Genomic DNA, 14,834 nt, shown 5'->3' with positions numbered 1-14,834 from the left:
TTATTTTTACCGTTTTCCTGAGGAGGGATAAGTGATTATTGAGACTTTTTGTCATCTTACTCTATTGGGAGCAACAAAATGAAGGTATTACCTCGGCACTGGGGCTATCTCCTTATCTTTTTAGTTTGTGGCTGGTTAATCCTCTTTTTTTTAGGCTTTACCGGACTGGTGCGTTGTAACGGGTTTGTCTCGGGGTTAAGCGGTTGCCATCAGTATGCAGAAGCAATACACAAACCCATTGATGTCACCAAGGCCGGTCAATCAGTGACTTTTGATTTTGAAATTCCTCAGGAGGGGGGGTATCAGTTTGCTTTGCTGTTTGATAAAGGGAATGACTATGACGAAATGTTAAGACGACTTCGATTATTTGGGAGTAAATTTTACGGAAGTATTGATGATGACGGCGTAATAACTCCAGTTTCACTCCATCTCGTTAAAGATGAAAAGATTTTTTTTGACGAGAAAATAAATGCAGGAGGAAATGATGGAGGGCTGGGTTTCTATTATGAAGAAAAATCTGTAAATGCGGCCATACGGAATATTAAGTCATTTTCATTACCCCCAGGACATTACTTTGCGGTTATTACTACTCTGGAAAATGTCCCTGCATTTGATGGCATTGAGAGTTTTGTACTGTTCACTTATTACGATCCGAAGATTTGATTTATGCAGGAAAAAAACAAAGAGAAATAACAAATAGAGGAAATAATAAGTATGGAAAAGAAATACTCTGTAACCTATAAAGTTGCTCCGAGGGGGGCTGAGTATGTTTATCAGGAAAATAAGGGAAAGAACAAAGCGGGAGATGTACATCCTTCATCCGCCGGTCATATGTGGTATGTGATAAATGACGGGAACGGAAATGAACAAAGTTACGGTTTTGAGTCAGAGCTTGGTGAACCGTGGGGCAAAGGGCGGGTCACGCGGCATGATAATGTCGCCTATAAACAAACGGTGTATGAAGTTTCCGTCGCGTTGACTGAGACTCAGGGCAAGAGGTTAATCGACTTTTCAGAAAATCCGGATAAAGTTGGGGGATTCAGGAAAGCAGAATACCATGTTGTGACCAACAGTTGCGTCGATTTCGTGTTTTTTTCATTAACATCTATTGGATACAATACGCATGGCATGCAAGGAAATCTGGTTCCCGTGAATAACATTATTCCTTTGAATAATATGTTAAAATTTAATGGGGCTGAAATCATTAGTAACCATCTGGTTCGTGATGGTCAATATTATGAGTATCATGACGCAAGAGATGTCACGAAAACGTTATGGTTGACCCCAGATGAGGGTAAGCGTGTTCCGGGACCGTCCACCAACTTGATTAATATTGATATCAATTCCTCTCCACAGCCCCAAAAACATATTCTGGGAGAAAACCAAGCTCGGCAAGATGTTGCCAACGGTTATATCCAAAATGCGGCGACACACAAAATATCTGTCATCGGGGATATTCTCAATAAAACAGACTTCACTTCAACCCAGATGGCTGGTCTTGCCACCGGAGGCATTCGTCCTGGTGAAATGCAGCTTGACCCCAATGTTCGGCCTAATACCTATCTGTCTGATTTCTATAAACCTTTTTACCAACCTGGTGATACCAGCAGGCTGAACTTCGACCTGCGTAACGCCGCCACGTTGAACGGTCTATCAGCGATGACAACGTTCAACACATATGTTGACCCGCTGCTATTGGATCTGAGCGGTAATGGCGTACACATGACTGATATCCGTGACGGCGTATTGTTCGACATGGATAACAGCGGAACACTCAAGCGTACCGGCTGGATAGGTAGTAACACCGGAATACTGGTGATTGATGATGGGAGTGGGCAAATAAAAAATGCCAGTCAAATGTTCTCCGAATACTACAGTGGCAAAACCGGAATTAATGGTGCCGCTGGCGAGAAGAAATTCAAGGATGGTTTCGGAGCTTTAGCCAGTGAAGATGCCAATAAAGATGGAATGATTGATGAGCACGATCCGATCTGGAGCCAATTACGGGTTTGGATTGATGGTTCACATGATGCGAAAGTCGATGCGGGCGAGCTAAAGACACTGGCTGAACTGGGTATTACTCAGATTAACGTTCGCTCCTCAGATAAAGCCGAAGTACGTGATGGGAATAAAGTTGTAGCTAGTGGGTCTTTTACTATCAATGGGGAAACCCGTGAAATGCTGGCGGTTGATTTCCTCGGTGATCCCGTCAGCAATATCCTCAGTACCCAAGGATCTGGCTTGCACTTGACTTCGAGCCACAACAATATCACAACCACAGCTTACGCCAGCCAGAGTGAAACCAGTGAAACTCTGAATACAGAGCAACTGGGTGTGAGCAATCTGTATGGTGGCAGCAGTAATGATACCCTGATTGCAGCAAAAACCGGCAGCTGGTTGGTTGGGGGAGAAGGAAGCAATACTTATATTGGCGGTGCTGGTGATGACGTTTTTGTTATCAGCGCTTCTGACGATACGAAAAACATTCATGGCAATGGGGGATATGATACAGCGCTCATTGTTGGCAACAAAGGCGTCGAGCTGAACATGGCTGAGGCTGGTTTAACTGTTGCCCAGGGTGGCGGGGGCAGTGATGTCATCAGAAGTGGTGGTGCCAACGGTGTCTTTATTAAAGGCGGCTCCGGTGATTCTGTTCTGGTCGGCGGAATGGGTAACGACGTTTTGGTCGGCGGCAGCGGCCATAACACCATCATTGGTGGCAGTGGCAAGTCGGTTATCTATGCGGGACCCCAGGGCGACATAATCTACGCCTCCAAAGGAGGCAGCATCATTCATGCCGGTGGCGGAGACGATACGATTTTTGGCGGTGTAAGTGACGACGTTATCGAAGTGGGCCACGGTAATGCCACAATTGATGGCGATGGGGGGGTTAACATCGTTACCCTGCACGGCAACCACGGCGACTACCAAATCACCCGTACCGACAACGGATATATCGTGACCGACAAGGTCGCCGGGCGTGATGGCACAGTGACGCTGAAAAATATCCAAAAACTTAATTTCGCAGATATTTCGGCGGTGGATTTACAAATCCCCAATGCGATGCCTGTTGAGGATGTCCTCACCCACGACAAGGACGGCAAAGCCTTTTCTCGTACCCAGCCTCATCTGATTTCCGCAGAGAGCCTGCTGGCCAATGATCAACACCTCAACAGCCAGGGTGCCCTGCGCATTGCCAATGTCGGGGATGCGATAGGCGGTACGGTCAGTCTCACCGCCCAGGGCGATGTCTTGTTTACGCCGGATGCCGATTACACTGGCGTAATTAGCTTCAAATATGGTGTAACTGATGCAGCCGGTAATCCTTCAGCCTCGGTAGTAGATCTGAGCAGCGGGGAAACCGCACCAATGCGTGCCGTTGCTACCTTACTGACGCCGGAAGTCCCGCTCGATCCACTGGCTGCCCAGCAATGGTATCTGAGCGATGCCAACATCTTACCGGTTTGGAAAGACTATACCGGCAAAGGCGTGCGTATCGGTCAGTTCGAACCGGGCGGCAAGTTCGCCACCGGGCCAGAAATCTTTGATATCGCTCATCCCGATCTTGCCGCGAATGTTGACAAAGCCTGGCTGCAAACTCAACAGGCCAATGGCACCTTGCCAAACGTGGTTTCCAATCATGCGACGATGGTGGCGGGTGTAATGGTTGCCACGCAGAACGATATAGGTGGTGTAGGGGTTGCCCATGGCGCTACATTGGGTGGCTATTATTTGGCTAATGATGGAGCCGACCTTGCGGGACTGGGGCATATGGTCAGTTTTGACATTGCTAACAATAGCTGGGGATTCACTAACGATTTCGCGCTCAGTAATTTTCAGGATGGTTCCGTCAATACCGCTGCATCGCTGAGCCTGAATGCCCAGTACGCAGCGGCTAATGGCCGTGGCGGATTGGGTACCGTCATCGTGGCGGCGGGTGGTAACAATCGAGAAGCCGGCGGCAATGCCCAAGGGTCACTGACCAGTAACAACCGTTTTTCTGTACAAGTTGGTGCGATTAACGCACAAGGTGACTTATCAACCTTGCAGATTGGTTCTTCACCCTTCTCGAATCCGGGTGCCAGTCTGCTGGTTTCAGCGCCAGGCAGCAATGTGGTATCAACCAGCCATATGCTGAAAACTGACCGTGGCTCGACCTTCGGCAATGACTACACCAGTATGCAAGGCACCAGCTTTGCCGCACCGATCGTCTCTGGCATTGTTGCACTGATGCTTGAGGCTAACCCTAACCTGGGCTATCGTGACGTGCAGCAGATCCTTGCGCTATCTGCTCGCAAGGTCAATGACCCATCCACCGAATGGAGCGACAATAGCGCCCATCACTGGAACGGCGGCGGCATGCACACCAGTAATGATTATGGATTTGGCGCCGTCGATGCACGAGCCGCTGTTCGCCTGGCCGAGTCCTGGATGACGCAAAGCACGGCAGCCAACGAGTATGTTTATAGCGCATCCAGCGGTGCGCTTGGCAAAACCCTGGCTGCGGGTGAAACACTGACATCCTCCATTGCAATGAATGCCGGTCTGAATATCGAACATATCGAAATTGATTTTGACGCCGAAGTGGGTCGTCTTGGCGATTTGACGCTCAAACTGATCTCTCCTGATGGCACTCAAAGTATATTACTCAATCGTCAGGGCAAGGTTCCAGATGGCCTGCCGGGCGCGAGTGCGGATGATATGGGTAGCAGCCAGTCGGGAACGTTCAAGTACAGCTTTATGTCGACCCATGATTTTGGTGAAAACTCAGCGGGTAACTGGACACTACAAGTCACCAGTGCAAATGCGGGCCTGCCAGCCACACTCAATGCCTGGTCACTCCGTTTGTACGGCAGCAAGAGTACACCGGATAATACTTACTTTTACACCGACGAATATATCCAGTCGGTGGTCGGGCAAGCCAACCGTGCGGTACTGGATGATGCAGTTAATGGCGTGGCGGGTGGGCGTAATACCCTCAATGCGGCGGCGGTTTCACGCGATACCTCGGTCAACTTGCAAACCGGTGTTGCCAGCATTGGCGGTGCCGCGTTAACTATCAAGGATCCGTCAGGCATTCATAACATTGTCACCGGTGATGGCAACGATACGCTGGTTGCAGGTAATACTGATGCCTTGCTAGATGGTGGGCGTGGAAACAACACGCTAATTGGCGGTGCGGGTAAGGACTTCTTTGTAGTTCACCGCCGTGAAGCTGGCAGCGATATTATCAGTAATTTCGAGGCCGCCCGTGGCGAAATCATCGATCTGGTCGGATTTCGTGGAAAAACCTTTGCTGACTTGCTAATAACTCAACAGGGGGATGATGTTAAGGTTGATCTGGGTAATAACCAGAATATTACCCTGAAAAATCAGCAAATCACTGGAATTAGTGCTGAGAATTTCAAATTCCAAGATTCCTTTATCGCGCCAATGACCTACACCAGTAGTGACACCTCAACGCACCAACCACAAGAAGGCCTGGGAACAGTTATCCTTAATGGCGGAGGCAATAGAGTCTTGTTCAGTACTGATGCTCAGGGTCAGATGAAATTTAGCCTGGATGGGACTATTTATAGCCATGATAGTGCAACATCAGACGTTTTCGTTGTAGCAGCCCAACCAGGTGCTAGCAATTACAGAAACGCATTACGTGGATTCCGCCACGGTATCGATAAGATCGATCTGCGTCAAGTTGGCGTCACTGACTTTAGTCAACTTTCTATCACTAAAAGCAATCGTGGTACGATCAATGGGTTATCACAGATTCATGGCGTTAACATCACGTTTAATGGGGCAAACGGCGCTGATTCAAAAGTGGAACTGCTTTATCTCGATACTCTGGATGTTTCACAGATAGATGCAGCCGACTTCATTTTTGCGGAACATGCACCAGACTTGGTACCCACGGTCAAACCAGTCGTGCCGCAATCTCCTGATACATCAACTATTACAGTGCCGGATCCATTGACGCCGAGCATACCTTCTATTGATATTCATCGGAAGCCAATTACTATTCCTGATTGGAAACCGATTACTATTCCTGACTGGAAACCGATCACCGTTCCTCCTATTGACCTAGGGCCAATTATTCAGCCAACACCTAGTATTCCGAAAACTGATCCAGTAGTAGAGCCTACACCAATAATCACTGACCCCAATGCTATCATAGTCAAAGATACCTTTGCTGAAGTTACGTTGGGAGATGAGAGTAAAACGATCATTGTGGAAGCTCACCTTAATAAAGTTGTTGCTGGAAATGGCGATAATAAGGTTAATGTAACGGGAAATGGTTCCAATATCACTCTAGGTAATGGTAACAACACAATTATCGGTAATGTTGATAAACTAACAGTTGGATATGGTGACAATAAGATCAATGTGACAGGACATAGAGCCGATATCACGCTAGGTGATGGTAATAACATCATTACCGGCAATGTTGATAAACTAGTCGCTGGGCGTGGTGATAATAAAATCAATGTAATAGGACGAGATGCCGATATCACGTTAGGTGATGGTAATAACATCATTACCGGCAATGTTGGCAAACTAATAGCCGGAAATGGCGATAACAATATCGAGTCCAGTAGTACTATGTCTAAAATAGAAGTAGGAAGTGGTAATAACCATATCATTGCTAACGGTACTATGTCGATGGTAAAAGTTGGTGATGGTAATAACAATATTTTGACCAGTGGTACTATGTCGACTGTAGAAGTCGGGCATGGATTCAATAAGTTAGAATTTAGCGGTGATATGGGCAAATTGGTGTTAGGAAAGGATATCAGTCTTGATGATCTGAGATTCCAGCATGCCGGGCAGGATTTGCAGATTTCGGTCATTGGCAGCAAACAGGAGGTCACGCTGCATAATTGGTATGCCAGTTCTCCTGAACGACCAGCAAGCATTATGGTCGGTGATGGTCATCGCTTGATGGATAGTGAGGTTGAACACCTTGTTCAGGCCATGGCTGCATTCGCGCCGCCAGCACCTGCCACCTCAATGCTCAGCGATGCCGAGCAACAACGGCTGCAACCTGTACTGGCTGCCAACTGGCACTAAATGTAATGGGTAATAGCGCCCGCGATAATCATCGCGGGCATCTTACTAGCTGGTAAAAATTGTGTTGTTCTACTTTGAACAAACATTTGACTCGCTTCAATCCAATAGATAATGTATGGAGCTGTAACTAAAACGATCCCATCGTTTGCAAGGATCAGCGTTAAGCGGCGAAACAAAACTCTCGTAGCCTGAAAGGGAGTGCATACAATGCGGTACATCTGCGCACTTTTGGAAGCAGATATTGTCAGACATAAACCCCTTGTCTGGTGATGAAGGTTCCTTAAACTAAAAATATACCCAAAAGGTGTTTTTATCTTGTCTCCGAAGTGTGTTGGACGTTGGTTCATGCACTGACTTTTCGTATCAGTACCAGATCACATTTTCATTTATCTTCAATGGATAATAGGATGACTTTCGCGCATCCTGTTCATACTTCTTACTATCCCAGCTTGAATTATTCAGCGGATAAGTTTCCACACGCAAATGATTAACTCATAACTACCGTTTGACTCCGAACCTTGCGGCGTTTGTCTATGCTGCGGGCATTTCAACGCTTACACAACTTTTGCTGACTGTTCACAGAACTCAAGGCGTCACTTTTTGCGGATTTATCGCTGAAAGTGACGCCGCAGCCAAAGAACATCACAATCCTGACAGGCTCACGCCTGCTTCACCACTCAGTGAATCTGACACTGCATTTTTAGATTGAAAAAGGAGAAATTGGCGATATCGAGGCTGGCTTTTTGCCGGTGGGGATGACCTGTTAACACAGGCGGCAGTACTGCGTACTCAACCGATACCCCGCAATACCTCAACTTGCGTTCACTCTGGCGCACAGATATCCGTCAAGGGCAAAGCAGTCATTTCCTGTTTTGCCCACATTGTCGCGCGCCAGAGTTCGCATATTGTCAGGTATCAGTAAGGGGAAGCCGATGAGCCGATTGATTAAAGAATTAAAGTTTTTTGCCCGGCAGGGGGGCGGCAGCCACAAAACCTGTCATGACCGCATTCGGATCGCGGGGCGTTTGGGCACATTGTTGTTGAGCCTGAATATTCAGGTGAAAAGTCTCAGCCATTTGAAAGCCAGGCATGTAGAACATTACGTTGATGCTCGTTTGTCTCAAGGTATTGCTAAACGAACGGTGCAAAATGAAATGTCCGCACTGCGTAATATTTTCCGCATGGCAGGCCGGAATAAACTGGAAACCTCGCCGCGTTTAAGCAATCGGGCATTGGGACTAAGCGGAACCAGCCGCGCCGGGACGAAGCAGGCGATCCCTGATGCCATATTTCAGGTTATCTATCAGAAAGCGCTTGAACGTGATGCCGGATCGGTATTAGCCATTTTTCATACCATCGATATTGATGCAGGGCCGTTCACTAAGACCTCCACCTCCTAATCCTGTCTGAGGCCTGCCCTGTCTTTTTTTCCCTGATATCCTTACACCGAAATATCCAGATATATCGCCAGTTCATTCTCCAGCGTTTTACCCGCGATTTCCATATCGATATCAATATATTCCAGGGTGGTTGCCAGACTACGATGCCCCAGCAAACACCTGACCAGCTGCAAATTACGATCCGGTGCTTTCATCAGCTCAGTGGCCAGTGTATGACGAAAACGGTGAGGGGAAACGGCAAAACCACACTCTTTCGACAACCGGTTGAAGAACGAACGGATATGCTGCCTTTCTTTATCGTGATCATACCGGTAACGGCTCATCCGTCCATGAGCGTGCAAATCCAGACGACTTAAATCAAACAGCGGATCATCGTCTTTCGCCCCGCAGGCTTTTGCCTGTTCAACCAGTTTCGCCAAGCGGGGTTTAAGCTGCCGGATCATCGGTATCCGCCATTCACTGTGGTTTTTACTACCTTCGACCCGCAGAACAATATAATTGCTGTCCAGATTGATATCCCGCAACCGCAGGTGCAATAGCTGATTCTGGCGCATTCCTGTCAGTCGAAATGTATCCAGTACCGTCAGCCAATAGCCGGTCGGGTACAACGCACAGCGCCCTCCCCGGGGAGTCACCTGCCTGCTCTCCTCTTCCTCATACTGTCCCATCAGCAAATAGAGGCGGGTTATCTGGGATTTACTCAGAATTTTCTTTGTCTTCTTCTCTTTTTTCACCGCCGCCTCGTTAAACGGGTTTTCAGTGAGCGGCAGCAGTTTTCTTTCCATCACGAAATTAAAAATCGCCCACAGGTGGGTCACCTTGCAATAACTCCACTCCGTAGCCGGTCGCAGCATATGCGAGAAAAAGTATTCTTCCAGTAATTCATCCCAACCCATTTTTTCCTCATTATTGAACATGATGGTTTCCTTAGTGTGTCAAGTTGTGTCCCGGTACAGCCACGTCCTGTTAATAAACTAAAAATTAATTAACACGTTGAATTATTTTATTTTTCATATAATGACCTTTTGTACATTGCTGAAACAAGGCATTCTGACGCTGATACGGGGCGTTTGAACAATTTCAAATCGTTATTGTTATCATTTGTATTATTTCACACCAAAAGTTCACTCCTCTGTCTGAAACAGTGACAGTAATGTCCGGGTATCATCACGGGTGTCGGACGCAGGGACGGTTATCGGTGTGACAAACGGAGTAACCGGAGCAGGCGATGGATGAGCGGTAGCCGCCCTCGCTTCAGCAGATTCAACCGGCTTCAGCAATGGCGATTTCACCTGCTCAGCTGCTGACTGAAGCAGTAAATCCGTCAACGGAACAGAAGAAGGAGACCCACCAAGATGCAACATCAGACATTGCCACGCACCGAGCACTAAAGACAGCCAGGTGACCGCTTCCTCCGGTAACAAACGGGCAGCCAGCAGCGTTTTATGAGAAACAGGCAGCTCAGACAGTGAGGCATGAAACCGGAAGCGGAAACGGCGTACTGGCACCCACACCCCCGGCAGCCAGGGGTGTCCATCATCCAGTTCACCTTCCAGTTGCCGCAACAGCGGCAGGTGGTAAAACAACGCGGCCCAGAATACCACTGCCTGCCACAACAAGCTCTGTGCGGCCTGAGTTTCCGGTGCCACTCCGGGTGGCAGCATGTGTCCTTTCGCCAGCCGCACAGCACAGGCAGTAAATTGCAGTGTCAAATCTATAAACCCACCACGATAAGACCAGACGCCTTCCTGTGTGGCAGGAATATGCTGCACACGGGCGCATAATTGCCGGAGCGGATCCAGATAAAACTGCTGATACAATCCGGCGGGCAGCGCACTGTTTTCCCACAGTTGCCGGAGAGCCTGACCACGTTCTGAGGTTGCCAGCAACGCTTCCGCTGACTGTGGCTGGAAATACCCCCGGTTGTCGCGAAGGGGTTCCGCTTGTTGTCCGGATGATTCTGATGCTGTCACAGACGGGCGGGCAAAATGGGATTTAAAACGTTCCAACATGGGCTTTTCCTCTTTGGGTTCAAATTTAGCTCAGTGTCGGTCAATCCCACTCGGAAACAAGGCGAAACTCTTTTTGCGAAAATGAAAATTGTTTGTATGACTTACCCTTAAACATAAAAAAGCGCCCCGAAAGGCGCAGTAGTGAAATAATAAAGAAGATGAAAATAGAAATCAGGCCGCGTGTTCATAGGCCTGCAAACGTTGCGACCAGTTGCCCAGATAATGGGCTGGTGTATAGCGTGTCCGTTGGCTGCCGGGATCATTCAGCACATCACCGATCGTGACCGCCGCCGGAATACCGGTCAGGGAAAGCTGGATATACGCCATCACCGCCGCCAGCGGGTCGATATCAATCGCAGACACCCACATACTGGACAACGGATCATGTCCCTGCTCCCTTAGTACCTCGGCAGCCGCCAGCATCATACAGGCCGCACCACAGCAAGGTTCGTGGAAGGTGACAAAGGGTTGGGTCTGCAACAAGTCAGACACCTCATTCAACTGCAATTTTGCCATGACTCTGGCCACACTCCAGGGGGTAAAAAACTGCTGAAGTCCCTTATTGCCCAGTTCCAACTGCATAAACACACTGCCGAGAAAATCACCGGGTTCTTCCGCCAGTGCCAACACGGTAGTTGAGAAAAGTTCCACAATCCGGTCAATATCTTCCCGTTCGTACTTATTGATGGTTTTCAGATAGAACTGCTCCAGCTCCTCACTAAAACAGTATTTATTATGAATGGCCGCCATCGCACAGTTGCAAAAATCCTGAAAAACCCGATAACGATTACGGTAACGGGCGGTTTGTTTAAACAGCGAAATAAAGTCTTTTTGGTAGTCAGAACGAGAAGCCATAGCGTGTTTTCCTGATAAGAGTCAAAAAGGAAAACACACCCCGGAAGGAGAATGTGTTTCCCCTTTCAGTTGAAGTCAAGATAAGTGGATACTGCGTTGAACAAAAAATTACTGCCCGACGGCCATCGCCGGTAAGGCCCGTGGCATGTCGGTTTTATCTCCGTCAACCAGATACAGGGCCGGACGGTTCTCCCGTCCTGACTGCTCGTAGCCACTGTCTACGTGCTCACCCTGATCATAACAATCGTAACCTTTAAGCTGGCCTGACGGTTCGCTGTACCAGTGGCGGATTTCACAGTCAAACACCGAGGGCAGTTCGCCCATCAGTTCGGCTGACGGCGCTGCCCACGGGGTATCAAACCGCACCGTCAGACTGCTGACATGGCGTCGTTCCCAGCGGACATGATGGCCGAACGGCCACTCCAGGCCGTATTGCTCGCCGTAAAACTGCACGGTACTGGCGATGCCTTTCAGCAAGCCACTGTGACCGTTAATCTCACAGGCCAGCCGGGTCGGCATCATCATCAACATATCGCAGGGTTGTGCCGTTGCCGGGTACGTATTCAGTTTATCCCAGCACACGCTGATATCCGGCGTCTCAGACCAGCTCACCATGCCAAACCAGTCGGTATACTGGCGGGTCAGCAGGCGGGCAATGATGTCACGCGCCGGCACCGGGACATGCTCCCAGCGCAGCAGGCTGAGACCCGACTGACGGTACAGGTTATCGATACGTTTAATGTTGTCGCTGTTTAACGGCACATTGTCCTGTAACAACACCAACCATTGCTCAAACGCCAGATTCTGCGCGGTCGGCGCTGCCGTTCCCCGAATCAGTTCCGGATACGGTGTGTAAATGAGGGGCTTGGTGGGTTTTAATATCCCCGCACAGCCGGCCAGAAACAGGCGCAGGCTCTGTAATACCGCCTGACGGTAACGGGGAACTTCTTCTCCGCAGACCTATTGCTGCATCACATCGAGACACACGGATTTGCCCGTAACTTCCAGTTGATTAGTGACCCATTCTGCCATGGTTAAGTTCCTTTGATTTTTAAGTTTAAAAACCGGAGAAACTGTTCCCCCACGGGAGTCAGTTCCCCCGATGGGTGATTGAAGAAAAGTGTCAGTTGAAATCCCGTCTGAAGATATCGGCAACCTGACTGTCGACAATGACCGTCAGTTCATCATGCACCCCCGGATACGGTGTACCGGGCGTCATTGCCGACGCGTCCAGTCGGGTTAAATCGTATTTATCCACTCAGTCATTAATGGCTTCGGATGGTCTGACACCGTGAGCGATAAGTTCGGTCACCGTATCGCTCAGGCTCAGGCCAGAATGGCGTTTCAGCCGCGCGGCGGCAATCATCTGCCAGACCGTTAAACGTAAAGGTTCCTGGGTGATACCCCACCTTTAAACGCTGAGGGTTGTGCTGTGCCGGAGAATATCCTGCACTTCATGATGATGCTGATAACGCGGCGATACCACATGCAGGGAGAGTAAATTCGCCTCATGCCACAGGACACGCGCCGCCCCGGTATTCTGCCAGCTCAGCTCAAACGTGGCCGACTGACACAAGCGCTGTTGTTTCTGCACCAGTGATAAACGCTCTGATGTCACGGTGACCGGCTGTGCCCAGACAATCTCGTCATAAAAGCGGCCACCGAGCACCTTGTTATCTTGGGCGTCATAAATCATCACCGTGAGTGGAAAAAAAGCCCGCCGGCACTGAGCTGAGGGCATTTCCGATACCGGCCAGTCACCCAAAAGATGGATCACTTTCAACCGCTGTACCGCTTCAGTGACCGAGTCGGTCTCACACACGGTCAGAGTTTCCTCCCGCAGCGATTGAGGTCGTTGGGGATGCTGTATCAGGCCGGTGACCTGTACGGTAAAAATAGCTTCCTGCGACGCCGGTGTCGTGCTCTCCGGCGCAGGTAAAAAAATCGGGTTCATGGTGTGGCTCTCCTTGATTTGAGTTCAATAAAAGACAACACCCGCCCGGTAACAGGAAGGTGTTGTCGGCTCCCCGGTCAGGCGCTAAAGAAAAGGGTTAACAACCTCATGGGCTGATAACGTCAGTGATGATGATGGTTGTTATGGATAAGTGACGAGCTGATGATTTCCTCTTTGGGCTGCATCGCCAGTACCGCACGCAGCAGCCCGGTTTCCGGGTGGTGCAGCGCGTATTCGCGTAGTTCGCAGAACCGGAACGCATCGTCATTCGGTTCATTTAACTCAGCAATACGGGCAAACACAATCGCGGTGACAGCCAGACCAAACGCATCCGCAGATAACGTGGCCGTCAGTGTCGTCTCCGGCAGATAAACCGAATAGGTTTTTGCCACGGTGGGGATCATATACGTCAGGGATCCAGACACGTTCCGGCTGCGCCATTGCTCAGGACGATATTCACCACACAACTGTGAGGCGGTATTCGCCAGCAGGAATCCCAGAAACAACCGTTCCAGTGGCGTTTTGTCGGGAAACACGACCGACAGGGCCAGACTGTCCAGCAGCATCAGTTCATTATCCGGCATCACGTTCTCCCTTTAAACCCAGGGCCGCCCGGATACATTGAGCCTGAGGATGTTGCCGCGCATATTCACGCAGGGCGCAAAACCGCTCAGCATATCCGTCCAGCTTCATCAGGTCAGTCAGGTAACCCAATACGCTCAGGGTCACCATCAGCCCAAAGGCATCGGCGGAGACTTCACCTTTAAAGTCCGTCGTACTCACATTGACCCCAGAGGAATCCGGCCGCATCGGCACGATATAGGCGATGCGGTCTGACACTTTCCGGTACTGCCATCGGTCACACCGGTCATCGTCACACAGCCCGGCAGCAGCTTTAATGAACGTGTGCTCCAGCAGCAGCTCCAGTGAACCGGTGTGCGGAAAAATGTCAGCAAAAGGGGAGCGTTCAGCCGGGGACACAGTGTGCACCGTGGCTGGGGGGGTATGTTGTTGCATGGTATGCTCCTGATAAAACAACGGAGAACACCTGACCCAATGGGAAATGTGTTCCCCGTTGGGTGACTGGCCGGTTGGCCATTATGGATGAGATTAAGCGACCTTCATCGTCATCAGACTGACGATATCTGCTTCCAAAGGGGCGCAGATGTACCACACCGTAGTGCACTCCCTTGCAGGCTACGGGAGTGTTTATGTCGCTTCCCGAAGGTGATCCTCATAAGCGACCGGATCATGGATAAGTCTGACTACGCTAATAAACAGAAATCCTCAGGTCAATGGGTAATTCATTTCCGGGACAAAAAATAAGGTCAGGAGTACGACGGAATTTTTGGGCGTCAGAGAGAGCCTGTCAATACGCGGTGACCCATTCAGGCCATGTGGTCTAACACGTTTATGCCCCATTGTGTGTTAGTACTACAATCGTAATGGCTCTGGAATAAGAGGGTTATCCCGGCGACTATAATGACATTGTTGTGCGCGGTATTGATGTCGCCACCGTCAGTCTGGCCAAGATAAAATCTGTTCGAC

General features: G+C 49.5%; 11 protein-coding genes and 1 pseudogene. 4 read left to right on the top strand and 8 right to left on the bottom strand.

The window, feature by feature from the left end:
• The first annotated feature begins 78 nt into the window (after positions 1–78).
• From AAC852_RS13800 to AAC852_RS13785, 4 genes are all read left to right on the top strand, one after another.
• Positions 79–663 carry a DUF5625 family protein gene (locus AAC852_RS13800; protein ID WP_047683964.1) on the top strand — a complete coding sequence of 195 codons (585 nt, stop codon included), beginning with the start codon at positions 79–81 and terminating at the stop codon, positions 661–663.
• A gap of 51 nt (positions 664–714) precedes the next feature.
• The gene (locus AAC852_RS13795; protein WP_340621514.1) at positions 715–7,065 is read left to right on the top strand and encodes a S8 family serine peptidase; all 6,351 of its coding nucleotides are present in this window, start codon (positions 715–717) and stop codon (positions 7,063–7,065) included.
• A gap of 505 nt (positions 7,066–7,570) precedes the next feature.
• On the top strand, positions 7,571–7,774 hold the full coding sequence (locus tag AAC852_RS13790; protein WP_340621513.1) for a hypothetical protein: 204 nt from the start codon (positions 7,571–7,573) through the stop codon (positions 7,772–7,774).
• A 223-nt stretch (positions 7,775–7,997) separates the two neighbouring features.
• Positions 7,998–8,465 (top strand): phage integrase N-terminal domain-containing protein, encoded by a 468-nt coding sequence (locus AAC852_RS13785; RefSeq protein ID WP_340621512.1) that lies wholly within the window; start codon positions 7,998–8,000, stop codon positions 8,463–8,465.
• A gap of 41 nt (positions 8,466–8,506) precedes the next feature.
• Here AAC852_RS13785 and AAC852_RS13780 read toward each other — a convergent pair whose 3' ends face one another.
• The 8 genes and pseudogenes from AAC852_RS13780 to AAC852_RS13745 all read right to left on the bottom strand — a co-directional run bounded on the left by AAC852_RS13780 (position 8,507) and on the right by AAC852_RS13745 (position 14,460).
• The gene (locus tag AAC852_RS13780; protein ID WP_340621511.1) at positions 8,507–9,382 is read right to left on the bottom strand and encodes a site-specific integrase; all 876 of its coding nucleotides are present in this window, start codon (positions 9,380–9,382) and stop codon (positions 8,507–8,509) included.
• Positions 9,383–9,589: 207 nt separating this feature from the next.
• Complete coding sequence (locus AAC852_RS13775; RefSeq protein WP_340621510.1) at positions 9,590–10,477, bottom strand: TraI domain-containing protein; 888 nt, start codon at positions 10,475–10,477, stop codon at positions 9,590–9,592.
• Positions 10,478–10,648: 171 nt separating this feature from the next.
• Positions 10,649–11,332 carry an N-6 DNA methylase gene (locus AAC852_RS13770; protein WP_340621509.1) on the bottom strand — a complete coding sequence of 228 codons (684 nt, stop codon included), beginning with the start codon at positions 11,330–11,332 and terminating at the stop codon, positions 10,649–10,651.
• A 108-nt stretch (positions 11,333–11,440) separates the two neighbouring features.
• A pseudogene (locus tag AAC852_RS13765) lies at positions 11,441–12,364 on the bottom strand (DUF1281 domain-containing protein).
• Between the two features lie 379 nt (positions 12,365–12,743).
• Complete coding sequence (locus AAC852_RS13760) at positions 12,744–13,286, bottom strand: hypothetical protein (RefSeq protein ID WP_340621508.1); 543 nt, start codon at positions 13,284–13,286, stop codon at positions 12,744–12,746.
• Between the two features lie 122 nt (positions 13,287–13,408).
• Entirely contained in the window at positions 13,409–13,870 is a 462-nt protein-coding gene (locus AAC852_RS13755; RefSeq protein ID WP_340621507.1) for an antirestriction protein, read from the bottom strand.
• Positions 13,860–14,303 (bottom strand): antirestriction protein, encoded by a 444-nt coding sequence (locus tag AAC852_RS13750; RefSeq protein WP_340621506.1) that lies wholly within the window; start codon positions 14,301–14,303, stop codon positions 13,860–13,862. The genes AAC852_RS13755 and AAC852_RS13750 overlap by 11 nt, the downstream gene beginning before the upstream one ends.
• On the bottom strand, positions 14,254–14,460 hold the full coding sequence (locus tag AAC852_RS13745) for a hypothetical protein (RefSeq protein WP_340621534.1): 207 nt from the start codon (positions 14,458–14,460) through the stop codon (positions 14,254–14,256). The genes AAC852_RS13750 and AAC852_RS13745 overlap by 50 nt, the downstream gene beginning before the upstream one ends.
• Positions 14,461–14,834: the final 374 nt, after the last annotated feature.

The sequence above is a fragment of the Xenorhabdus siamensis genome, assembly GCF_037996745.1.
Classification (GTDB): Bacteria; Pseudomonadota; Gammaproteobacteria; order Enterobacterales; family Enterobacteriaceae; genus Xenorhabdus; species Xenorhabdus indica.
This window is presented reverse-complemented; position numbering and strand designations above follow the sequence as displayed.

Coding starts and splice junctions, on each gene's coding strand:
- AAC852_RS13800 (WP_047683964.1), top strand. CDS start 79: ATGAAGGTATTACCTCGGCACTGGGGCTATCTCCTTATCTTTTTAGTT.
- AAC852_RS13795 (WP_340621514.1), top strand. CDS start 715: ATGGAAAAGAAATACTCTGTAACCTATAAAGTTGCTCCGAGGGGGGCT.
- AAC852_RS13785 (WP_340621512.1), top strand. CDS start 7,998: ATGAGCCGATTGATTAAAGAATTAAAGTTTTTTGCCCGGCAGGGGGGC.
- AAC852_RS13780 (WP_340621511.1), bottom strand. CDS start 9,382: ATGTTCAATAATGAGGAAAAAATGGGTTGGGATGAATTACTGGAAGAA.
- AAC852_RS13775 (WP_340621510.1), bottom strand. CDS start 10,477: ATGTTGGAACGTTTTAAATCCCATTTTGCCCGCCCGTCTGTGACAGCA.
- AAC852_RS13770 (WP_340621509.1), bottom strand. CDS start 11,332: ATGGCTTCTCGTTCTGACTACCAAAAAGACTTTATTTCGCTGTTTAAA.
- AAC852_RS13760 (WP_340621508.1), bottom strand. CDS start 13,286: ATGAACCCGATTTTTTTACCTGCGCCGGAGAGCACGACACCGGCGTCG.
- AAC852_RS13755 (WP_340621507.1), bottom strand. CDS start 13,870: ATGCCGGATAATGAACTGATGCTGCTGGACAGTCTGGCCCTGTCGGTC.
- AAC852_RS13750 (WP_340621506.1), bottom strand. CDS start 14,303: ATGCAACAACATACCCCCCCAGCCACGGTGCACACTGTGTCCCCGGCT.